General features: G+C 71.6%; 18 protein-coding genes and 2 pseudogenes. 7 read left to right on the plus strand and 13 right to left on the minus strand.

What is annotated here, in order from left to right; translation table 11 throughout:
• Positions 1-2: 2 nt before the first annotated feature.
• From OV427_RS12955 to OV427_RS12965, 3 genes are all read right to left on the minus strand, one after another.
• A complete protein-coding gene (locus OV427_RS12955) occupies positions 3-1,346 on the minus strand; it encodes a sigma-54-dependent transcriptional regulator (protein ID WP_267856397.1) in 1,344 nt (447 codons plus the stop codon).
• Positions 1,343-2,776: an ATP-binding protein gene (locus tag OV427_RS12960; protein WP_267856398.1), complete on the minus strand. Its 1,434-nt coding sequence runs from the start codon at positions 2,774-2,776 to the stop codon at positions 1,343-1,345. Before OV427_RS12960 ends, OV427_RS12955 begins: the two co-directional genes overlap by 4 nt.
• 79 nt (positions 2,777-2,855) lie before the next feature.
• A complete protein-coding gene (locus tag OV427_RS12965) occupies positions 2,856-3,317 on the minus strand; it encodes a hypothetical protein (RefSeq protein ID WP_267856399.1) in 462 nt (153 codons plus the stop codon).
• Between the two features lie 297 nt (positions 3,318-3,614).
• Between OV427_RS12965 and OV427_RS12970 the strand changes: the two genes are divergently transcribed.
• The 4 genes from OV427_RS12970 (at position 3,615) to OV427_RS12985 (ending at position 10,613) form a co-directional block, all read left to right on the plus strand.
• Positions 3,615-3,860, plus strand: coding sequence for a hypothetical protein (locus OV427_RS12970; protein WP_267856400.1), 246 nt, complete (start codon positions 3,615-3,617; stop codon positions 3,858-3,860).
• A 308-nt stretch (positions 3,861-4,168) separates the two neighbouring features.
• Positions 4,169-4,759 (plus strand): GAF domain-containing protein, encoded by a 591-nt coding sequence (locus OV427_RS12975; RefSeq protein WP_267856401.1) that lies wholly within the window; start codon positions 4,169-4,171, stop codon positions 4,757-4,759.
• Positions 4,760-4,861: 102 nt separating this feature from the next.
• Positions 4,862-6,748 (plus strand): serine/threonine-protein kinase, encoded by a 1,887-nt coding sequence (locus OV427_RS12980; protein ID WP_267856402.1) that lies wholly within the window; start codon positions 4,862-4,864, stop codon positions 6,746-6,748.
• A gap of 85 nt (positions 6,749-6,833) precedes the next feature.
• Positions 6,834-10,613, plus strand: coding sequence for a DUF3858 domain-containing protein (locus OV427_RS12985; RefSeq protein WP_267856403.1), 3,780 nt, complete (start codon positions 6,834-6,836; stop codon positions 10,611-10,613).
• 229 nt (positions 10,614-10,842) lie between these two features.
• Here the strand turns inward: OV427_RS12985 and OV427_RS50785 are convergent.
• A pseudogene (locus tag OV427_RS50785) lies at positions 10,843-10,899 on the minus strand (hypothetical protein); the annotation flags it as partial.
• Positions 10,900-10,913: 14 nt separating this feature from the next.
• A pseudogene (locus OV427_RS12990) lies at positions 10,914-11,591 on the minus strand (ankyrin repeat domain-containing protein); the annotation flags it as partial.
• Between the two features lie 169 nt (positions 11,592-11,760).
• Here OV427_RS12990 and OV427_RS12995 point away from each other — a divergent pair.
• Positions 11,761-12,786, plus strand: coding sequence for a hypothetical protein (locus tag OV427_RS12995; RefSeq protein ID WP_267856405.1), 1,026 nt, complete (start codon positions 11,761-11,763; stop codon positions 12,784-12,786).
• 114 nt (positions 12,787-12,900) lie between these two features.
• On the opposite strand, the gene OV427_RS13000 is transcribed toward OV427_RS12995, so the two are convergent.
• Positions 12,901-13,530 (minus strand): TetR/AcrR family transcriptional regulator, encoded by a 630-nt coding sequence (locus OV427_RS13000; RefSeq protein ID WP_267856406.1) that lies wholly within the window; start codon positions 13,528-13,530, stop codon positions 12,901-12,903.
• A 122-nt stretch (positions 13,531-13,652) separates the two neighbouring features.
• Here OV427_RS13000 and OV427_RS13005 point away from each other — a divergent pair, with 122 nt between their 5' ends.
• The gene (locus OV427_RS13005) at positions 13,653-14,243 is read left to right on the plus strand and encodes a DUF2867 domain-containing protein (RefSeq protein WP_267856407.1); all 591 of its coding nucleotides are present in this window, start codon (positions 13,653-13,655) and stop codon (positions 14,241-14,243) included.
• A 6-nt stretch (positions 14,244-14,249) separates the two neighbouring features.
• On the opposite strand, the gene OV427_RS13010 is transcribed toward OV427_RS13005, so the two are convergent.
• Complete coding sequence (locus OV427_RS13010; protein ID WP_267856408.1) at positions 14,250-15,581, minus strand: alpha/beta hydrolase family protein; 1,332 nt, start codon at positions 15,579-15,581, stop codon at positions 14,250-14,252.
• Positions 15,582-15,633: 52 nt separating this feature from the next.
• A complete protein-coding gene (locus OV427_RS13015; RefSeq protein WP_267856409.1) occupies positions 15,634-16,749 on the minus strand; it encodes an isoaspartyl peptidase/L-asparaginase family protein in 1,116 nt (371 codons plus the stop codon).
• A 267-nt stretch (positions 16,750-17,016) separates the two neighbouring features.
• Here OV427_RS13015 and OV427_RS13020 point away from each other — a divergent pair, with 267 nt between their 5' ends.
• Positions 17,017-17,685 (plus strand): type 1 glutamine amidotransferase domain-containing protein, encoded by a 669-nt coding sequence (locus OV427_RS13020; protein WP_267856410.1) that lies wholly within the window; start codon positions 17,017-17,019, stop codon positions 17,683-17,685.
• Positions 17,686-17,727: 42 nt separating this feature from the next.
• Here OV427_RS13020 and sufT read toward each other — a convergent pair whose 3' ends face one another.
• The 5 genes from sufT to sufC are packed head-to-tail and all read right to left on the minus strand — an operon-like array spanning position 17,728 to position 22,066.
• The gene (gene sufT / locus OV427_RS13025; protein ID WP_267856411.1) at positions 17,728-18,270 is read right to left on the minus strand and encodes a putative Fe-S cluster assembly protein SufT; all 543 of its coding nucleotides are present in this window, start codon (positions 18,268-18,270) and stop codon (positions 17,728-17,730) included.
• Positions 18,271-18,286: 16 nt separating this feature from the next.
• Positions 18,287-18,739 carry a Fe-S cluster assembly sulfur transfer protein SufU gene (sufU, locus tag OV427_RS13030; RefSeq protein WP_163990745.1) on the minus strand — a complete coding sequence of 151 codons (453 nt, stop codon included), beginning with the start codon at positions 18,737-18,739 and terminating at the stop codon, positions 18,287-18,289.
• Positions 18,736-19,959 carry a cysteine desulfurase gene (locus OV427_RS13035; protein ID WP_267856412.1) on the minus strand — a complete coding sequence of 408 codons (1,224 nt, stop codon included), beginning with the start codon at positions 19,957-19,959 and terminating at the stop codon, positions 18,736-18,738. Before OV427_RS13035 ends, sufU begins: the two co-directional genes overlap by 4 nt.
• The gene (sufD, locus tag OV427_RS13040; protein WP_267856413.1) at positions 19,956-21,278 is read right to left on the minus strand and encodes a Fe-S cluster assembly protein SufD; all 1,323 of its coding nucleotides are present in this window, start codon (positions 21,276-21,278) and stop codon (positions 19,956-19,958) included. The genes OV427_RS13035 and sufD overlap by 4 nt, the downstream gene beginning before the upstream one ends.
• Positions 21,275-22,066, minus strand: a complete 792-nt coding sequence (sufC, locus tag OV427_RS13045; protein WP_267856414.1) for a Fe-S cluster assembly ATPase SufC — start codon at positions 22,064-22,066, stop codon at positions 21,275-21,277. The genes sufD and sufC overlap by 4 nt, the downstream gene beginning before the upstream one ends.
• Positions 22,067-22,068 lie beyond the last annotated feature (2 nt).

Raw genomic sequence — 22,068 nt, forward strand, 5'->3', positions numbered from 1 at the left:
GGCTACGACTCCGCCCCGCCCTCTGACTCCAGCAATTTGTAGAGCGTCTTGCGGTCCACATCGAGCAGCCGCGCCGCCTCGCTCTTGTTCCCGCCCACGTGCTGAAGCACGTGTGCCGCGTACCGGCGCGACAACTCCGCCAGGCTCGGCATGTCCCCCGCCAGCCCCGTGAGCTTCTGTGTCGCATCACCGATGGGCTCCGGGAAGTCCTGCGGCCCGAGCACGCCCGTCACGTTCAGCGCCAGCGCCCGCGCCACCACGTTCTCCAACTGCCGCACGTTGCCCGGCCAGTCGTAGCCCGTCAGCCGGGTCATCGCCTCCGGCGTCACCACCGGCCGCACTCCACCCCGCGCGTGCCTCGCCGCGAAGTGCTCCACCAGCGCCGGCACGTCCTCGCGCCGCTCGCGCAGCGGCGGCAGGTGCAGGTGCACCACGTCCAGCCGGTACAGCAAATCCTCGCGGAAGTGCCCCTCCGCCACCCGCGCCTTCAAATCCTTGTTCGTCGCCGCCACCACCCGCACGTCCACCTTCACCGGGATGCTCTCGCCCACGCGGCGAATCTCGCCCTCCTGCAGGACGCGCAGGAGCTGCGACTGCACCTTCATCCCCACGTCGCCAATCTCGTCCAGGAAGAGCGTCCCGCCGCTCGCCTCCTCGAAGACGCCCCGCCGCGCGCCCGAGGCGCCCGTGAAGCTCCCCTTCGCGTGGCCGAACAGCTCGCTCTCCATCAGCGACTCGGTAATCGCCCCGCAGTCCACCGGGATGAACGGCCCACCCGCGCGTGGCGAGCGCTTGTGCAGCGCCCGCGCCACCATCTCCTTCCCCGTCCCCGTCTCGCCCGTAATCAGCACCGGCACGTGGCTCGCCGCCGCGCGCGCCACGTGTTTGTACACCTCCAGCAGCGCCGGGCTGCGCCCCACCAGCACCAGCGAGGTGCGCTCCACCTGCTGCCGCAGCGAGCGGTTCTCCTCCACCAGTCGCTTCTGCTCCAGCGCCCGCCGCGCCACGCGCAGAATCGCGTCCACGTCGAACGGCTTCGCCAGGTAGTCGAACGCGCCCTGCTGGATGCTGTCCAGCGCCCCCTCGATGTTGCCGAAGGCCGTCACCACGATGACCGGCGTGTCCGGCAGGTGCGTCTTCACCGCCTGCAGGACCTTCAAGCCATCCCCCGGCTCGGGCATGGCCATGTCCGTCATCACCAGGTCGAACGGCCCCTCCGCCAGCCGCTCCGCCGCGCGCTTCGGGTCCGCCGCCTGCGTCACCGTCCCCAGCGTGCCCAGCAACCGCTGGAGCAGGTCGCGAGCCTGGGGGTCATCGTCCACCACGAGGATGCGGGCTGTGCTCATGTGCCGACCTTGCGCATTCCGGAAGCGGCGGAGGCCACCTGCGACTCACCGATGCCACCCGCCGCCACCGGGCGCACCACGCGGGGAAAGCGCACCACCACCCGCGTGCCCCTCCCCTCTTCCGAGCGCACCACCAGCGTGCCGCCGTGCGCCTCCACCACGCGCTTCGTCGTGACGAGCCCCAGCCCATGGCCCGGCAGGGCCCGCACCTCCGGCGCGCGGAAGAAGGGCTGGAAGAGCGAGGCCAGCGTCGCCGGCGCCATGCCGATGCCGTTGTCCTCCACCTCCAGCACCGCCTCCTCGCCCTCGGTGGACACCCGCACCTTCACCTTCGGCTCCGCCCGGCCCGCCGTGTACTTCACCGCGTTCGTCAGGAGGTTGCGCGCGCCCACCTGCAACAACTGCCCCGGGCAGTCCACCACCACGCCCGGCGACAAGTCACGCTCCAGCGCCACGCCCTGCGCCGCCGCCGTCTGCGCCACCTCCAGCAGCACCGTGGTGACGGCCGTGTCCAGCTCGCCCACCGTGCGCTCACCCCGCGTGCCCGCGCGGCAGAAGCGCAGCAGCGCCTCAATCAGCTCGCCCATGCGCAGCGCGCTGGACTCGCACTGCGCCAGCATCTCCAGCGCGCCCGCGTCCTTCACCGCGCCGGTGCGGCGGATGAGCGTGAGGTAGCCCTTGAGCGGCGCCAGCGGCGAGATGAGGTCGTGCGCCACGCGCCGGGTGAAGGCGTCCAGTTCCTGGTTGTGCCGGCCCAGCTCCTCCAATTGCCCCTGAATCGTGGCGTCCTGGCGCTTGAGCAGCGAGGTGATGTGCCAGCCCACTCCCAGGGACAAGAGCAGCGCCAGCAGCGTGGCGCTCGCGCCCAGGGCGGTGTTGCGCACGCGCAGGTCGGCGAGCCGGCCCACCAGCTCGCGCGCCTGGTCCGTGTTCTCCTGGGCCAGCGTGCCGGCCAGCGTGTCCAGCTCCGCGGCCAGCGGGCGGATGCGCTCGGCCAGGTGGCGCCGCGCCCGGTCCGCCTCCCGCCGCTGCGACAACACCGCCGCCGCGCGCACCTGGTCCGCCAGCCCCTGACACCCGGCGTTGAAGCGATGCCACACCGCCTTCTCTCCCGGGGGCAGGTTGCGCGTGTACGCCTCCGACGAGGCGCGGATGTCGCCGAGGATTTCCTCCATCACCGCGTCCGCCGCGCCGCGCTCGGCATCGTCGGTGGCGCGGATGTGCGCTTCAATCGCGGACTCCAGCGACAGCGCGTCCACGCGGATGCGGCCGATGAGGCCCGCGCGCTCCAGCGCCTCCTGCACCAGCGCGTCCACCTGCCGACCCGTGCGCACCTCCGTCCACAGTGTGAAGGAGGTGACGGCGGACAGCAGCACCACCACGAAGAAGAAGCCGGCGCGGTAGCCGCGGATGGGCGTGCGAGAGCTCACGGGGGATGATTCCTCTACCACGGCGGCGCCCGCGGCGCGGGGCCCGCCCGTCCTTCACGGTGCTTCACTTCCACCGAGCCTACGGAGCGCCCGTCTTGCCGCCGTCCCGCGGCGAGGTACCGGACTGCTGCGGAGGCTGCATGCGCCGGCGGGCGCGCTCCAGCGCGGACTCGTACCAGACGTCCGACAGCTCCTCGTGCATCTCCTTCAGTTCCTTCAGCTCGTTGAGCTGCCGCTCCAGCGCCAGCAACTGCGCGTTGTGCTCCTCCAGCGCGTGCCGGTCCGCCTCCGTGCGCACCAGCTCCTCCAGCACCACCGCGCGTCCCTGCTCCGCCTCGGCGCGCTCCAGCGCCAGTCGCTCCAGGGCGGACTCCAGCGCGGCCATCCGCACCGCCAGCGCCTCGGTCCGCTCGCGCTCCGCTTCGTACTCGCGCCGCCAGCGCTCTGCTTCCAGCACCTGGGCCTCGAGCTGCGCGGGGGTGATTCGCGCACACCCGCCTCCCAGACATGCCACCGCCGTCACGAGCCGCAGGTACCGCATACACCGTCTCTCCCGCGCCGCGGCCGCGCGACATGCGCGGCGTGAGGCCCGGGCCTGCCACCTGATGTCACCGGGTAGCGGATGCAGCTTGCTCAACTGCTCCGGTGTCGTCAAAGCGACAGGTGCTCGCCTGGGGAGCAGGCCCCCACTGTTGCTCCGCCAACCGTGGAGTTTCTCCCCAACGAAATGCCGCTTGCGCACGCGCTTCACTCTGAGCGGGGCCCTGGCACGCCGGCTGCTCAAGGGACAGGCACCAACCCGACGCAATCCAGCGTCGCCCCCCGAACGGAGCTTTCCATGAAGACCGTGTTCGCCGCCGCCCTCCTCGCCGCCGCCACCGCCTTTGCCAACACCCCCGCTCCGGCCGCCGAGGCCAAGCCGGCCGCTGCCGAGGCCAAGCCCGCCGAGGCCGCTCCCGCCGCCGAGGTGAAGGCCGAGCCCGCGCCCGCCGCCGAGGCCAAGGCCGAGGCGAAGCCGGAGGCCAAGCCCGCGAAGAAGACCAAGAAGGCCCCGAAGACCGAGACCGCCGCCGACACCAAGTAATTCCAGCTTTCCCAGTTCCAGAAGCAGCCGCGGGGGTGCCTCTCCAAGGGAGGCGCCCCCGTTGTCTTTTTTCTGGGTCCCCGACAACCCGGTCCACGCGTCAGCGCGAGCACGCACTCGGAGAAGGGTGGGAGTCTCTTTCACCCCGCCCGGGTCATTCTTCTCGTTACGCGATTGCGTTATTCAATGAGTCTGAGATTTGACAGGAACAAAGGAATCCTGCTTAATGTGACTTAAGTGAATGACAGCCCGTTCCGGACAGTGACGGAACTCGTTGTTCCCCCCCTCACTCTGGAAAGCCCCCTCCGATGATTGAAGCCTTCGCGAAGGTGTCAGAAGCCTCGAAGATGCTCCTGGACAAGGGCCTGGGCGCGGCCACCGGCGGCGAGGCGCTCCGCATGGTGGGCCACGCGCTCGGCGTGGACCGGGCCTACATCTTCGAGAACCGCGTCCACGGCACGTACGGCCGCTTCATCACCGACATGCGCCACGCCTGGGCGGAGGCGCCCACGCCGTCGCCTCTGGCCAACCCGGTGCTGCGCGCCTTCTCCTTCCGGGACTTCGCGCCGGGCTGGGTGGACATGCTGGAGGCGGGCATGGTGGTGGCCTGCCCCACCCGCGACGCGCCGCCGATGATGAAGGACCTGCTGGAGCGCCAGGGCACGCAGTCGGTGCTGCTGTGCCCCATCCACCCCTCGCGGCAGCAGTGGTGGGGCGTGGTGGGTTTCGAGGACTGCCAGCGTCCCCGCGCCTGGAGGCCGGAGGACATCAGCCTCCTCAAGTCGCTGTCGCGCGCGGTGGCCGCGTCGGTGCGCCACGGACAGATGCGCTCGTCGCTGGACCAGGTCCGCAACAGCCTGCGCCAGGCGGTGGGCCGCACCCCGGTGTCCGGACACTGAAGGCCGCGCAGGTCGCCTGCCTGGGGGGGTACCGGCGACCCGTGAGGAGCGGATAGTACGCCCCCGCGTTTCTGCTACCCTGGCGGCCCCTCGCTCACCGCCATGTCCTCAATCGACCCCACCGCGATCAGCCGGCCACGCTCTCCGGACCTCATCAGCGGCTACCACCTCGAGAAGCTGGTCGGTAGCGGAGGCATGGGAGAGGTACACAAGGCCACCCAGCTCTCGCTGGGCCGCACGGTGGCCGTGAAGCTGCTCAACCCGGAGCTGGCGAAGGACCCGGCCTTCATCGCGCGCTTCCAGAAGGAAGCCGCCGCCCTGGCCACGCTGAGCCACCCGCACATCGTCTCCATCGTCGACAAGGGCAAGACGGAGACCACCTATTACCTGGTGATGGAGTTCGTGGACGGCCCGTCGCTGCGCGAGCTGATCCGCGCGCCGGAGCTGGACGTCATGGGCGCGCTGCGGCGGATGCTCGAAATCTGCCGGGCCATCGAGTACGCGCACGGCCGCGGCGTCATCCACCGGGACTTGAAGCCGGAGAACATCCTGCTGGACCAGCAGGCCGGCGGCATCGCCAAGGTGTCGGACTTCGGGCTGGCCTCGTTCCTCGCGGATGCGAGCCCCTCCTCGCGCTACGCGCTCACGTCCACGCACGTGTCCATGGGCACGCTGTCGTACATGGCGCCCGAGCAGCGCGTGGACGCGAAGAACGCGGACGCGCGCGCGGACATCTTCTCGCTGGGCGTCATCCTCTACGAGTGGCTCACCGGCGAGGTGCCGCTGGGGACGTTCGACCCGCCGTCGCGGCGCAAGCCGGGGCTGGACGCGCGGCTGGACAACATCGTCACCCGGTGCCTCAAGCCGGACCCGGACGACCGCTACCCGTCGGTGACGGCGCTCATCGCGGACCTGGAAGTGATGGTGCCCGGCAGCCTGCCGTCGCTCTTGCCGGTGAAGCAGACGCGCATGCAGCGCTTCCGCCAGGGCGTGCGCAAGGTGGTGCGCCGCGCGCGGCAGACGGCGGAGGTGCTGACGGTGCTCGCGGCGCTCGGCGTGCTGGGCGTCGCCTGGCTGCGCACCACCGAGCGGCCCGTGCAGCTGCAGCCGGGCGCGGCCCTCACCGGGGAGCTGGGGCCCCAGTCGCCGCGCACCGGGCCGGGGCGCCTGGAAACGGGCCAGGAGAAGCGCACGGTGTCGGTGGGTGACGGGCCGGACCCGCTGTCGCTGCTGGTGGCCGGCCGGGCGGTGGAGTTCGAGGAGAAGGCGCTTGTCTTCCCACCGGAGGACGGGCAGTCGCGCATGGGCCTCGCCCGGGTGGACGTGGTGGGGATGGACGGCGACATCGCCTCGCTCAGCGCCCGCGTGCGCGCCGAGACCCCGCCTCTCACGTGGGAGCGCCGCGCGCGCGCCGTGGCCTTCGGGCCCCCGCCGGACCCGGTGGCCACGCTGCTGCTGCTGGGCAGCAAGGGCCGCTATGTGGCGCTGGTCCACAACGGCGCCGGCGAACCGCTGCGGCTGGAGTGGGCGCTCGGTGAGCGCCGCGGCACCATGCTGGGCCTGGCCTCCCCCGAGGGCGAGGCGGCGCTGGAAATCAAGGTGGACGCCGACGGCATCCTCCAGGCGTACCTGGGCCGGGGCAAGGACCAGCGCGCCATCGCCGAGCCGCTCGACCTGGGGCCGGGATGGATGGAGCACTTCGGCGACGGGCCGGAGCGCGGCCCGGGCATGGCGGAGCGATCCTCCGGCGGGCCGGTGCCCGCGTTCGGCTGCATCGAGGGTACCTGCCGCGCCGAGGGGCTCACCTATATCGTGCGGCAGGCCCCTCCTCCGGGGACGACGGCCCCGGTGCCGCCCGTGCCCGTGGTGCGGACGGTGGCGGCCACCACGGTACCGGCCAAGGCGGTGCCGCCCAAGAAGGTGACGCCGCCCCCGCCGCCCAGGAAGCAGCCCGTCAAGGCGCCCCCCAAGGGCGGCAAGCGGCGGTAGCCGGCCCTTAACGCTCGCAACGGACATCCCAGCGCAGGGGAATATGGCCTCCCACGAGGGATTGCATTATCCCTCCGGCCCTCCTATGCGCACCTTCCGAAGCGGTCTCGCCGCGCTCGCAGTCCTCGCAACCCTGACGGGTTGCCCCCGCGCCTCCTCTTCCGTCACGCCGCACGTCCTCGAGTCCGCCGCCGAGCGGGCCCAGAAGGGCACCGACGAGGCGCGCACGCTCGCGCTCGCGGGCTTCCACGCGTACCTGGTGGCGGGTGACACCGCGCTGGCGCAGCAGCGCTTCGACGCGGCCGTGGCGAAGGACGCGGGAGACGCGTACGCACTGGCCGGGCAGCACCTCATGGCCCGGCGCGCGGGACGCACGGACCGGGCGCTGACGGCCGCGCTGGAACTGGCGGCGCGCTCGCCCCAACACCCGCTGGCGGTGTTCGCCGCGCGCTACGTGCTGGACTCGGTGGGCACGTCGAAGGCGCTGGACGACGACATCCTCCAGGGCGTGGACCGGGCGCTGGCGGCGGGCGCGGCGGGCGAGGCCGCGTTCCTCTTGCGCGGCGCGCGCCTGTCCGTGCAGGTGGTGCGGGGCGACGCGAAGGCGCGGGACGCGGCGCTGCGCGAACTGGGCGGCGTGGGCGAGGCATCCCTCGTGGGCCCCTTCTCCCCCTTCCACGTGCTGTCGTGGGAGGAAGAAGACCCGGTGCGCAAGACGGGCTCACTGGCGGGGCCCTTCACCGGTGCCTTCGGTCCGCTCACCCCGCGCACGCTGCGCGCGCCGGACGGGCGGCTGGACCTGGGCGGCGAGCCGGGCGAGGGCGACCTGTACCTGATGGCCTTCGACGCGGAAGTCACGGAGCCGGGCGCGTACGTGGTGCGCTCGGTGAGCGGCACGTCGCACCAGGTGCTGCTGGACGGGACGCCGCTGCTGGAGCGCCGGGGCTGGCAGCGCGCCGCCTCCACCGTCACCGCGCGCACGGTGGACCTGCCCGCGGGCAAGCACCGCTTCCTCGTCCGCCAGCTCAAGGCCGGCACCTCCGGCGTGCTCACCTTCTCCCTGCTGCGCGTGGACGGGCGTCCCTCCGGCGTGCGCTTCACCGCCGCCACCGGGCCCGCGCCCCAGCCGTGGGGCCAGGGGCCGGAAGCCTCCGACGAGACGCCGGGTGTCTACCCCACGGCGGAGTCGCTGAAGGCGGCGCTGGAGGGAGAGGCGGGAGGCCTGCTCGCCACCGTGCTCGCGGTGCGCGACGGCATGGGGCGGGACGCGGACGGCTCGCGGCGGCTGATGGCGGCGTTGGAGGCCAACACGCCGGCCCTGCTGGCGCTGCGCGCGGAGCTGTCCGCCGTGGACCGCACCGTGCCCACCAAGGTGGCGCGCGGCCGGTCCACGCGGGATTTGGAGGCGGTGCTGGCGAAGGACGCGGGCAACGTGTCCGCGCTGCTGGTGCGCGCGGACCTCTTCCTGGATGACGGCCAGCCGGCCGCGGCGATGGAGACGCTGAAGGCGGTGGACGCGACGAAGGGCCCGCCCCCGTACCTCGTGTCGCTGACACGGGCGCGCGCGGCGCTGGCGCTGGAAGTGGAGTCGCTGGCGGAGGAGTCGCTGCAGGCCGCGCTGGATGCGCAGCCGGGCCTGTGCGAAGCGCTGGGCCTCCAGTACAGCCTGGCGCGCCGGCGCGACGCGGTGGAGCGCGGGGACACGCTGGTGGAGGCGCAGCGCGGCTGCCCCGGCATGGTGGTGCGGCAGGCGGAGCACGCGCGCACCCGGGGCGACATGGAGGCCGCGGCGAAGCTGTACGTGGACCTGCTGGCCAGGGACCCGGCCAGCGTGAGCACCGGCACCTCGCTGGCCAACCTCTACGTGGCCCTGCGCCGCTACGACGACGCCACGGCGGTGCTGCGCGAGCTGGCGAAGGTGTGGCCGCGCAACGCGGACCTGGTGAAGCGCATGGCGGACGTGCGCGAGTACGCGGGCCAGCCGGCCGACGCGCTGGCGCTGCGTGAGAAGGCGCTGGCCATGGAGGGGGATGACCTGTCCCTGCGCCGCGCGGTGGAGCGCGCGAAGACGGGCCGCGAGGTGTTGCAGGACCAGGCCATCGACGGGCGGGAGGCCATCCGCGCGTACGAGGCGGAGCCCATCTCCAGCGGCAGCGTGTCGGCCTTCGTGCTGGACGCGGCGGCGGTGCGCGTCTACCCGGACGGCAGCATCGTCAACCGCATCCACACGGTGCAGAAGGCGCTGGAGCAGTCCGGCATACAGGACATCGCCGAAGTCACGGTGCCGCGCGGCGCGCAGGTGCTGGCGCTGCGCACGCTGAAGGCGGACGGCCGCGTCCTGGAGCCGGAGAACATCGAGGGCAAGGACACGGTGAGCCTGCCGGGCGTGCAGGTGGGTGACTACATCGAGGTGGAGTACCTGCTGGCCGAGGGGCCTCGTGGCCCCGCGCAGCCGGGCTTCACCGCGTCCGCGTTCTACTTCCAGATTGCCAACCAGCCGAACGCGTGGACGACGTACACCGTCGTGGCCCCCAAGGGCATCGGCATGAAGGTGGACGCGCACGGGATGAAGGCGCCCGCTCCGAAGGTGGAGGGCGACGTGGAGGTCTTCCACTACGAGGCGCGCCGGGTGCCGCCGTTCATCGCCGAGCCGGATTCGCCGCCGTCCTCCAACGAGTACCTGCCCTTCGTGCTGGTGGGCGCCGGGGCCACGGGCAACGACGGGCTGGTGCGCGTCTACGGCGACGTGTTCCAGGACCGGTGGACGCGCACGGCGGAGGTGGAGGCCTTCGCGCGCAAGGCGGCCGAGGGCAAGCAGGGACTGGAGGCGGTGAAGGCGCTGCACGCGGCGGCGATGCAGCGCTTCTCCGGGCGGGACTCGGGGCTGGGCCAGTCCGCGTCGTCCACGGTGGCGCAGGACCGGGGCAGCCGGCTGATGGTGATGAAGGCCGGGCTGGACGTGCTGGGGATTCCGGCGCGGGTGGTGGCCATCCGCACCTTCAACACGGACCCGGCGCCGTACCTCTTCCCGCAGGACAGCCTCCTGCCGTTCGCCGCGCTCCGCGTGGACTTGCCGGGCAGCGAGCCGGTGTGGGTGGACACGTCGGTGCGCTTCGGCCCCTTCGGCGAGCTGCCGGAGGCGGCCATGGGCGGGCGCGAGGCGTACCTGCTGCCGGAGCCCGGCAAGCCGCTGGAGAAGGTGGAGACGCCGCCCATGAAGGAGGCGCCCGGCAAGGAGGTGCGGCTGAGCCTGAAGCTGGCCGCGGACGGGCAGCTCACCGGCAAGGGCGAGGAGGTCTATTCCGGGTTCGAGGCCGCGCAGATTGCCGAGGCCTTCAGCCAGCTGTCGGCGGAGAGCCGCAACCAGGCGCTCCAGGGCGCGGTGGCGCGGTACTTCGGCGGGGCGTCGCTGTCCGGCGTGAAGCTGGAGCACGAGGAGCAGGTGGGCGCGCCCTTCGTGCTGCACTACGAGTTCACCGTGCCGCGCTTCGGCCGGCAGGAGGGTGACAAGCGGATGGCGCTGGGCCCCCTCACCTTCCCCGCGCAGCTCGGCCGCCGCTACGTGCAGCTGAGCACGCGCAGCACGCCGCTCTTCATCGACAACACCGAGGCCAGCCGCACGCAGGTGGCGCTGGAGCTGCCGGGCGGCTGGAAGCTGACGGACCCGCAGGCGTCGCTCAACGTGGACAGCCCCTTCGGCAGGTTCAGCCGCGCGGAGAAGCAGGAGGGCAACACCCTCACCATCAACGAGTCGCTGCGGGTGCCTCGCACCCGCGTCGCGCCGAAGCAGTACGAGCAGTTCTCCGGCTTCACCGGCGACGTGGACCTCATCCAGACGCGCGAGCTGGTGCTGGTGAAGCAGTAGAAGAAGGAGGTGACTAGCCTTCCGACGTCGGGGGACGTGCCGGGGCCACCACCGCCACGGCCGCCTCCGGGCTGGCGGGCTCCGGGACGACGGACGCCACCGTCACCCGGGCCCCCGCCTCCTCCAGGAGGGACGCGACGGCCGCGTGCCCCTCGGCGCGGGCCACGTCCACGGGCTTCTGCCCCAGGTCATTCGTGGCGAGCGGATTCGCCCCCGCGGCCAGCAGCGCGGACACCAGGTCCTCCAGGCCGCGCAGCGCCGCCAGGTGCAGCGGGGTGAACTCCAGCGGCCCCGGGCATGAGGGCTGGCGCCGTGGGCCACCAGCAGCGACGCCAGCGCGGTGCGCTTGTAGGCCAGCGCCAGCATCAGCGGCGTCTGCCCCAGGCAGTCCAGCGCATCCACCGCGCAGCCCAGCTCCAGCAGCCGCCGCGCCACCTCGACCGAGCCGGAGCGGGCGGCCACCTCGTGCAGTCCCGTGAGGTCCCGCTCGTCCACCGCGTCCCAGGCGGCGCCCTTCTCCAGCAGCACCTCCAGCGCGGCGAGCTGCCCGGCGCCGCAGGCGAAGTGCAGGCCGGTGGCACCCGGCCGGGCCGGCACCTTGTCCGAGGTGGCCCGCCTCGCCCGCTGATTCACGTCCACCCCCAGCTCCAGGAAGCGCCGCACCAATTCCGTGTGGCCGTGCAGCGCCGCCACGTGCAACGCGCTCTGCCCCCAGCCGTCGACGCCCGCCGGGTCCACCCCGCGCGCCAGCAGCAACTCGACGATGTCGCGACTGCCCTGGGACGCGGCGGCCTGGAGCGGGCCGCGCACGGACTCGCGGGCGGCCGTGAGCGCCTCCGGCTTCCTGCGAAGGAGCGCCTCCACCCGCGCGGCATTCCCCTGCCGGATGGCGGCCACCAGGTCCCCGCGCGAACGGAGGACGCGGCGAACGAGCAGCGAGAGGACCACCAGGCCCACCACGGCGGCGACAAGGTACATGCCGGGAGTTTCTTATGATTTCCCCGACTTGCAACAGTAGGCAGGCGACACTTCGGGTTCCGCCTGAATAGAAGCGTCCGGCGGCCGTCTCTTGTTTCAGACCAGGGACCGGGGTTTCCCCCTCACCCCCTGGCGCGGAGAATGTTCCGCACCCAACGGAGATGACGTCATGACTCCTCGATTCTGGGTCTGCCTGGTGGCCGTGCTGGCGGCGCCGATGGTGTACGGGCAGACGGCTCCGGTTCCCGCGCAGGACCCCGACGATTCCCGCTACGCGTCCGACGAGGGCGACTACGACGACGGCGCGCCGGAGGAGGACGACATCCCCACCGCGCCCACCGCCCCTCCCGAAATGCCCGATGAGCGGCCCTCGGCCCGGCCCTATGCGGGCGCGGTGTGGGCCTCCGGCCACTGGGACTGGGATGGCAACGAGTGGCGCTACGTCAACGGCTCGTGGGTGGCCGCGATGCCGGGCTACCGGTTCATCAACGGCTACTGGGAGCAGGACAGCCAGGGCTGGCGCTGGGTGTCCGGGGGCTGGGCGCGGCCGGACTCGAACATGGTGGAGATTCCCGTCGAGCCCTCCGGCGAAGCGCTGACCACCACCCAGGCGCCGCCCGCGCCCCAGATGGAGGAGCCGCCGCCGGCGCCCGCCGAGAACCTCACGTGGACGCCGGGCTACTGGTACTGGGAGGGTGACAACTGGGAGTGGGTGGCGGGAATGTGGGTGGAGCCGCCCCGCGCCGGCCTGGTCTACGTCTCGCCCCGCTGGGTCCCCCGGGGCCCGTCCTGGTATTTCTCGTGGGGCGGCTGGGCCGTCCGCGGCTCGGTCCGGGTGACGGTCCCCGTCTACCCCTACGTGAGCGTCCGCACGAGCTGGGGTTCCCCCCACGGCTACCGCTACACGTGGCACCGCTACCCGGCGTACCACCACGGCTACCGGGTGCGTGACTACGGCTACCGGAGCCGCAACTACGTCTACCGGAACCGGGACCATGGCTACCGGAGCCACGACAGCGGCTACCGGAGCCGGGACTATGGCTACCGGAGCCACGACAGCAGCTACCGGAGCCACGACAACGGCTCCCGGAGCCGGGGCTCCAGCCGCTGGGGCGAGTCCCGCTCACACGGCTCGAACAGCCACTCCGCGTCTCCCGGTGGCAACTCGCGCGGCCGCGGCCACGGCCGCCACTGAGCGAGGGCCGGCCGCTCACACCGGGGGTGGCAGGTCTTCTCCCGGGAGTCGCTCAGCACCGAACGGGCCCTGACACCGCACGTGTCGGGGCCCGTTGTCGTTTCCGCACCCGCCTCACGCCGGCATCAGCGTCCGGGCCACGTGCTGGACGTAGTCGGCGCGGGCGCGGCTCGAGCTCAGCGTCTCCGGGCTGGCGATGGCGAGGTGCAGGAGGCCCACGTACGTGGAATACGCCTGCAGGGCCCAGTTGCGCGCCTCGCGGGCCGGCAGGCCGAGCGCCCGGTACAGCTTCACCAGGTAGTCGATGCGCCGCTGCGACACCCGCGCGAGGACCGGCTGGATGCGCGGGTCCGCGGCGGCACCCGCGACGATGGCGACCTCAATCCTCCCGTGCGGCCCCGGCTCGAACGTCAGCGTCAGCAACTGGCGCAGTCGCTCCCTGGGCTCCGGCAGGGACTCCAGCCGCTGGATGGTGTCCGTGGTCGCCAGTTGTTCCCAGCGCGCGAGCGCGGCCTGGAGCACGTCCGCGCGGTCCTTGAAGTGCCAGTAGAAGCCGCCCTTCGTCACGCCCAGGCCACGGGCCAGCCGCTCCACCGACAGGGCCTCCACGCCGTCCGCGAGGCTCCAGAGGGCGGCATCCGCCCAGTCTTCCGCTGACAGCCCCGGTCCCCGTTGCCGCTTGCGGATGTCCTCGAGGCTCCGGAAGGGCGTGGGCTCCGGCGGGCGGGAAGTAGTGCGTCTCATCGTTGACCCCAGTCTGGCGGCCCTCTTCCCCGGCGTCCAGGGCGCGCCCTCGGAGGCTCCGCTCTATACGGTACCGTATCGGAATACGGTACCGTATCCGAGGACAGGCACGGAGGCCGCACATGCGAGTGACGAACGGGTCGCTGCTGATGATCACCGGAGCGTGGGTCCTCGTTCTGCTGGGCCTCCGGGTGCTCTTCCAGTCGCGACCGTCCACCCGGCTACCGGAGGTGCTGCGCCCCTTCGCGCAGGGCGCGGACCACGTGGACGTGAAGACGGTGGAGTCGGAAGCCACGCTGCGCGAGTTCCTCGCGGGCCTGATGTCGTACCAGCCGGCGTGGGTGACGGCCCTGTACGGCGTGCGCGCCGTCTTCGTGCGGCTGCTGGGGATGCGCCAGCACGGCCTGCCCCGGCCCCAGCACCTGCGGCCGGAGGACATCCCGATGACTCCGGGCAGCGCGGCCGCGTTCTTCACGGTGCGCCACGCCGAGGAGGAGCACGTCTGGGTCGTGGCCGTGGCGGACAAGCACCTGGAGGCCACGCTGGCCGTCGTCGTGGAGCCAGAGCCCACCGGGGGCCCGCGGCGGCGCTTCCACGTCGTGACGCTGGTGCACTACCGGAACTGGGCCGGGCCCGTGTACTTCAACGTCATCCGGCCCTTCCACCACCTCGTCGTCGGCGGCATGGCCCGCAAGGCGGCGAGCGTCGGGTGACAGGACTCAGGGAGGCAGCCCCACCGCGAGAACGTCGCGCAGCTGGGCGGCCGTGTACTGCGTCCCCCAGAGGGCGTTGACCACCGCCGTCACCCAGTCCGCGCCGCCCACCACCTTGCCGGTGGACGGCTCGAACAAGAACACGCGCGGGTCCATGAGCTCGCGGAGCAGGGGCGCCACGGCCCGCACGTCACTGCCAATCCACTGCAACACGCGCACGTCCCACAACCAGGTCGCCAGCGTCACCTCCGTGAAGGGGACGATGAGGAACTGGGTGGGGCGGCCCAGGTCCGTCAGCAGGTGCCCCAGGCTCACCGTCTCGACGACGCTCCAGTACGTGGAGACCAGCGGGCCGTGCGAGAGGTCCCGGCTGTTCCAATCCACGGGGTCCCAGTGCTGGAAGTAGAGCGGCGTCACGCGCGGCCCCGCCAGGGCCGCCAGCGTCTGGGTCTGCTCCACCGGCACGAGGGTGTCCCAGTCCTCGTGGAGCACCAGGAAGGGAACGCTCAACGTCGACGCCAGGTGCTCGCGCGTCCACCGGCCGTAGTCCGTGCCCGGGCCGCCCGGAGGCCCGCCGGTGGTGGCGAAGACGCGGCGCAGGTAGGGCTCGAAGAACGTCGCGTACTGCCCGAGCCGCGTGGGGTCCGTCACCCGCGAGGGGAGGACGTTGAAGAGGTAGTCCACCTCCCGCGCGAAGTCGGAGAGCGGGAAGAGGGCCACGCCCACGCGAGGACGGGATTCGGCCGGCGCATCCACCGCGGCGTAGAGCGCCTCGAAGCCGCCCCACGAGCCGCCGTGGATGCCGATGCGCGAGCGGTCCACGCCCGGTGCCTGCGCGAGGAAGCGCATCCCCGCGTGCATGTCGTCCCGGTCGTTCTGGATGTCTCCGCCTGCGTAGAAGCGGCCGAAGACGGCCAGCACTCCGAAGTCGTGGAACAGGTAGTAGAAGGCCTCCGCCGCGATGGAGTCGGGAGGGGCGAGCGCGTAGGCGATGGACGAGGAGCCCGCGTGGTAGTGCGGCTCGCTGTCGTCGGGGTGGATGCCGTTCCCTCGCGCGGCCCACTTCGCGTCCACCGCCTCCCCCGTCCAGGAGATGCCGTCGTAGGGGCGCGTGAGCATCATCGTGGGCGAGACGCCCGGCTGGCGGGGCGGGAACCACTGGGCATACGTGGCCGCCTTGCCGGGCTCCTGGAGCCGCAGGAGCTGGTACGGCCACACCTGGTCCCCGAACACGGCGTGCCCCGTGCCGAGCACCGTCACCCCGAGGTCTCCATCAGCCGCGAAGGCGGGCCGACCCACGAGGGTCAGCCCCAGCAACGTCAGTAGGAAGAAGCGCATGCCGCTTCAGACACGGCCGAGGCCTTTTCGTGAAAGCGGGGCGCGCGGATTCCTACTTCGCTTCGATGGGCGACGGTCCGTCCTTGAAGATGGCCACCTGCGGCTCGCCGTCCTCGCCGATGTAGCCGCGGTACATGCCGCTGGAGTTGAAGGGCGTGGTGACGTTGCCCTGGCTGTCCATGGCGATGACGCCGCCCTCGCCGTCGACCTTCTTCAGCACGTCGTTGATGACGACGTCGGCGGCCTCGGACAGGGGCAGCCGCTGGTACTCCACGCGGGCGCAGATGTCGCGCGCCACGGTGTAGCGGATGAAGAACTCGCCATGGCCGGTGGCGGAGACAGCGCAGCCCGGGTCGGCATAGGTGCCGGCGCCGATGATGGGCGCGTCGCCCACGCGGCCGAAGCGCTTGTTCGTCATACCTCCGGTGGACGTGCCCGCCGCGAGGTTGCCGGCCTGGTCCAGCGCCACCGCGCCCACGGTGCCGAACTTGTGGTCCCCCGTCACCGGGTCAAACCCGGGCTGAAGAGAAGACGACGGCTGCGTGCTGCGCTCGGCCTGCAGTGCGCGCTGGAGCGCCTGCCAGCGCTCCTCCGTGTAGAAGTACTTCGGGTCCACCAATTCCACGCCCTGCGTCTTCGCGAAGGCCTCGGCGCCGTCGCCCACCATCATCACGTGCGGCGACTTCTCCATCACCGCCCGGGCCAGGTTGATGGGATTCTTCACGCGGCGCAGGCCCGCCACCGCGCCGGCCATGCGCGTCTTGCCGTCCATGATGGCGGCGTCCAATTCGTTGACGCCGTCATGGTTGAAGACGGCGCCCTTGCCCGCGTTGAAGAGCGGCGAGTCCTCCAGCACGCGGATGGAGGCGCCCACCGCGTCCAGGCTGCTGCCGCCCTTCGCGAGCACGGCATGGCCAGCCTGGAGCGCCTGGGTGAGCGCGGCGCGGACCGCGGCCTCGCGCTCGGACGAGAGGTGATCCCGGTCGATGACGCCCGCTCCGCCGTGGATGACGATGCCCCACTTCGGCTTCACCGCGGGTTTGTCGTTCGTGGAGAGCTGGGACTCCTTCACCCGGGTGGACTCGACGCTGGTGCAGCCCATGGGGCCGAAGAGCAGCGCGGCGCCCGCGAGCAGGCCACGGTGAAGGGGAGAGAGCGAGGCGAACATTCGGGGACCTCCGGGAGCATCCGAGGGGACGAGACCGCGCGTCATCAACCGAAACCGCTGGGCAGGAGCGCATTGGCGTGTACGGCCTCCCACCGGCTCGCCGGGTCGGTAGCACGCCCACCAGGGAGGCACAACGCCCCAGCCACGCGAGCCGCGTGGACGGCGGGAGAAGGGCCTCCCTGCCCGCCCCCTCCTCCATTCACGGACCCGCCGGTCATGCACAGGGTCAGTAACGACAACCTTCCTTCCGGATGACAGGGGCGAGAGATGAAGAAGCTCAAGGGGCTGCGAGTGGCCGTGCTGGCGGCGGATGGCTTCGAGCAGGTGGAGCTGACGCTTCCCGTCAAGAAGCTGGAGCGCGAGGGCGCGGACGTGACGATTGTCTCGCTCCATCCGGGGAAGATTCGGGGGATGAACCACCTGTCCCCCGGGAAGAGGGTCGACGTGGACGCGACGCTCCACGAGGTGAAGGCCGCGGACTATGACGCGGTGCTCATCCCCGGCGGCCTCGTGAATCCAGACACCCTGCGGCAGAGCGCGCTGGCGCAGGACTTCGTGCGCGACGCGGACACGCTGGATTTGCCCATGGCCATCATCTGCCACGGCCCGTGGCTGCTGGTGTCCGCGGGCCTCATCGAGGGACGCAAGGTCGCCTCGTGGCCGGGCATCCGGGACGACGTGAAGAACGCAGGGGGAGAGTGGGTGGACGCGCCCGCCATCCGAGACCGCAACTGGGTATCCAGTCCGAGCCCGCAGCACATGCTCGCGTTCCTCAACGGCATGGTGGAGCTGTTCGCGGAGAAGATGCCGGAGGTGGCGGCACGCGTCCCGGCCCACGTCGAGGCGCCCCGGAAGCGGTGGCCGAAGCTGCTCGCGGGGAGCCTGGCCACGGCGGCGCTCGGCGTGGGCGCGCGAAGGCTGGCGGCACTGCGCTGACGCGGACAGCGGCAAAGGCCCGGCACCACCGGGCCTGGGCCGTCACATCCAACCGAGCTGAAGCTTCGCCACGTCCGTCATGCGGTCCTGGCTCCACGGCGGGTCCCACACCAGGTCGATGTTGGCTTCCTTCACGCCGGGCACGGAGGACACCTTCTGGCGCACGTCGTCCACCAGCACCGGGCCCATGCCGCAGCCGGGCGCCGTCAGCGTCATCTGGATGTCCACGCGCTGCCCACCCTCCGGCAGCGGCTCCGCCTTGCACGCGTACACCAGGCCCAGCTCCACGATGTTCACCGGAATCTCCGGGTCATACACCGTGCGCAGCTGCTCCCAGACCTGCTCCTCGTTGAAGGTGCCGTCGTCCGCGGCGGCCTTCTCCTTCGGCGCGTACTCCTCGCCGAGCGCGCCGCCGTCCTTCTCGTCGATGCGGAAGAGCTGGCCGTACGGGTCCTGCACGGTGATGTTGCCGCCGAGCGTCTGCATCACCCGCAGCTCCGCGCCCGCCGGCAGCATCACCCGGTCTCCACTGGGGATGATGGTGGCGGACACGTCCTGCCCCAGCACCGCGGTCATTCCTCTCATGGTGCTCATCCCTTCCCTACTCCGTGGACACGGCCTCGCCGCGTCCCTCCAGCGCCGCGCGCAGCGTGTGCCACGCGAGGCTCGCGCACTTCACCCGGGCCGGGAACTCGCTCACTCCGGACAGCACCGCCAGCTTCCCCAGCGCGTCCACGTCCACGCCCTCCGGCCCCTCCGTCACCAGCTTGTGCACCCGCTCGAAGAGGGCCTCGGCTTCCGCGCGCGTCTTGTCCTTCACCGCCCCCGTCATCAGCGACGCGGACGCCTTGGAAATCGCGCAGCCCTGCCCCTGGAAGCCGATGTCGCGGATGACGTCGCCCTCCACCTTCAGCGTCACCGAGAGCTGGTCGCCACACAGCGGGTTGTGCCCCGCCGCCTCGCGGTTGTGACCCTCCACCACGCGGTAGTTGCGCGGCCGCTTGGAGTGCTCCAGGACGACCTCTTGATAGAGGTCCGACAGGTCCGAGCTCACTTGAACACCTCCAGCACCTTGTGCAGCCCGCGGACGAGCGCGTCCACGTCCTCCGTCGTGTTGTAGAGCGCCAGCGACGCCCGCGACGTGGCCGGCACCTTGAAGTACTGCATCACCGGCTGCGCGCAGTGGTGCCCCGTGCGGATGCAGATGCCCTCGCGGTCCAGAATCGTCCCCACGTCGTGCGGGTGGATGTCCTCGAGGAGGAACGACAGCACGGCCGACTTCTCGCGCGCGGTGCCGACGATGCGCAGCCCCGGCACCGACTCCAGCGCCTTCGTTGCGTACGCCAGCAGTTCCTGGTCGTGCGCCGCGACGTTCGCCATCCCCAGCGCCTCCAGGTACTCGATGGCCGCCGCGAGCCCCACCGCGCCCGCCAGGTCTGGCGTGCCGGCCTCGAAGCGGTGCGGCACCCGGTTGTAGGTCACCTTCTCCATGGTGACGGAGAGGATCATGTCCCCGCCGCCCTGGTACGGAGGCAACGGCTCCAGGCGCTCCAGGCGGCCGTACAGCACGCCGATGCCCGTGGGGCCGAACATCTTGTGCCCGCTGAAGGCGTAGAAGTCGCAGCCCAGGTCCTGCACGTCCACCGGGAAGTGCGTCACCGCCTGCGCCCCGTCCACCAGCACGGGGATGCCCTTCGCGTGCGCCCGGCGAGTGAGCTCCTTCACCGGCACCACCGTGCCCAGCGCGTTGGACACGTGCGTCACCGCGAGGATGCGCGTGCGCTCCGTCATCAGCGCGTCCACCGCGTCCAGCTTCAATTCGCCACGCTCATCCACCGGGATGACCTTCAGCACGGCGCCGGTCTGCTCGCACAACATCCGCCAGGGGACGATGTTGGCGTGGTGCTCGATGTGCGTGATGAGGACTTCATCCCCCCGGCCCAGGTGCTTGCGGCCGTACGTCTGCGCCACCAGGTTGATGGCCTCGGTGGTGCCGCGCACGAAGATGATTTCCTTCGCGTCGCGGGCGTTGATGAAGCGGCGCACCGTCTCGCGCGCGCCCTCGTAGGCCTCGGTGGCGCGCTCGGAGAGCACGTGGACGCCACGGTGCACGTTGGCGTTGTCGTGCTGGTAGAAGCGGACGATGGAGTCGATGACCGACTGAGGCTTCTGCGAGGTGGCCGCGCTGTCCAGGTACACCAGCGGCCGGCCCCGCACCTCCTGCCGGAGGATGGGGAAGTCGGCGCGAACCTTCTGCACGTCGAAACCGCTCATGCCCGCACCTCACGCCGGGCCGCGCCCGGCAGCTTCAGGGCCAGCAGGCCCTCCACACTGTCCCGCACCGGCCCCGCCGGCACCGCGTCCACCACCTCGCGGGCAAAGGCATACGTGAGCAACCGCTCGGCCTCGGCCTGGGGAATGCCGCGCGAGCGCAGGTAGAACAGCGCCCCCGCGTCCAGCCGCCCCACCGCCGCGCCGTGCGCGCACTTCACGTCGTCCGCCAGGATTTCCAATTGGGGCCGTGCGTCCGCCTGCGCCGACTCGGACAGGAGCAGGTTGCGGTTCTGTTGCCGCGAGTCCGTGCGCTGCGCGTCCGGCCGCACCCGGATGAGCCCGTGGAACGTGCCGCGCGACTTGTCGTCCAGCACGCCCTTGTACAGCTCGCGGCTGGTGCAGCGGGGCACCGCGTGGTCCAGCGCCGTGCGGTTGTCCAGGTGCTGCGTGCCCCGGCCCACGTAGAGACCATTGAGCGTGGCGTCTCCGCCCTCGCCCGCGAAGGCCGAGTGCACCTCGTTGCGAGACAGCGCGCCGCCGAAGGAGAAGGCATGCGACGCGAAGCGGCTGTCCCGCCCCTGCCGCACGTGCAGCCCGCTCACGTGCACCGCCGTGTCCGCCTCCGCCTGGAGCTTGTAGTGGTGCAGGCTGGCGTTGTCCTCCAGCGTCACCTCCGTCACCGCGTTGGTGAAGGTGGCGCCAGCGCCGACGCCCGCGTACGTCTCCACCAGCGTCGCCTCGCTGCTCTCACCCGCGAGCACCAGGATGCGCGGGCTCGCCAGCACTGGCGAGTCTCCACGCGTGAGGAAGAGGAGCTGCACCGGCACCTCGCTCACCGTGCCCGGGGCCAGCCGCAAGAGCGCGCCGTCCTCCAGCAGGGCCGCGTTGAGCGCGGTGAGCGCTGAGTCACCGGACAGGGCCCGCTGGCCCAGCACGGACTCCAGCAAGTCACCGTCCTCGCGCAGCGCGTCCCGCAGCGGCTTCAGCGTCAGCCCGCGCGGCAGCCCGGCCACCGACGACAGTTCCGGCGCCAGCCGCCCGTCCACGAAGACGAGCCGAGGGCCCGGCAGTCCGAGCCGCTCCACCATCGCCGACAGTGCCCCCGGGCCGCGCGCATCGGCGGCCGGAATGAACATTCCTTCCGCGAGGGGCGCCAGCCGGGTGTACTTCCACGCCTCGTCGCGATTCGTCGGCAGTCCCTGCCGCTCCAGCTGCGCCAGTCCCTCGGCGCGCACGCGCTTCAGCCACGCCGGCGCGGACGCATCCGCCGCATGGAGGCGCGAAGCCACGTCCAGGTAGTGCGCCAGGGCCGGCGTCATCGCCGCGCCTCCCCGCCCTTCGGTGCGCCCGCCTTGCCGTCCTGCAGGCCCAGCCAGCCGTAGCCCTTCTCCTCCAGCTCCAGCGCCAGCTCGCGCCCGCCCGAGCGGATGATGCGGCCCGCCGCCATGACGTGCACCTTGTCCGGGACGATGTAGTCCAGCAGCCGCTGGTAGTGCGTAATCAGCACCATGCCGCGCTCCGGCGAGCGCAGCGCATTCACGCCGCCCGCCACCGTGCGCAGCGCGTCGATGTCCAGGCCCGAGTCCGTCTCGTCGAGAATCGCCAGGCGCGGCTCCAGCACCGCCATCTGGAAGATTTCGTTCCGCTTCTTCTCGCCGCCGGAGAACCCCTCGTTGACCGAGCGGTTCATGAAGGCCGCGTCGAGCTGCACCAGCTTCGACTTCTCCCTGGCGAGCTGGAGGAAGTCCATCGCGTCCAGCTCCTCCAGCCCCCGCACCCGGCGCTGCGCGTTGAGCGCGGTGCGCAGGAAGTGCAGGTTGCCCACGCCTGGAATCTCCACCGGGTACTGGAAGGCGAGGAAGACACCCGACGTGGCGCGCTCCTCGGGCGACAGCCCCAGCAGCGGCTTGCCGTCGAACAGCACCTCGCCCTGGGTGACTTCGTAGCCGTCACGGCCCGCGAGCACGCTGGCCAGGGTGCTCTTCCCGGAGCCGTTGGGGCCCATGATGGCGTGCACCTCTCCGGGGCGCACCTCCAGGTCGATGCCCTTGAGGATGTCCTTGCCCGCCACGCGGGCGTGCAGATTGCGAACCGTCAGCAATGCCATGA

It is taken from the genome of Pyxidicoccus sp. MSG2 (assembly GCF_026626705.1).
Classification (GTDB): domain Bacteria; phylum Myxococcota; class Myxococcia; order Myxococcales; family Myxococcaceae; genus Myxococcus.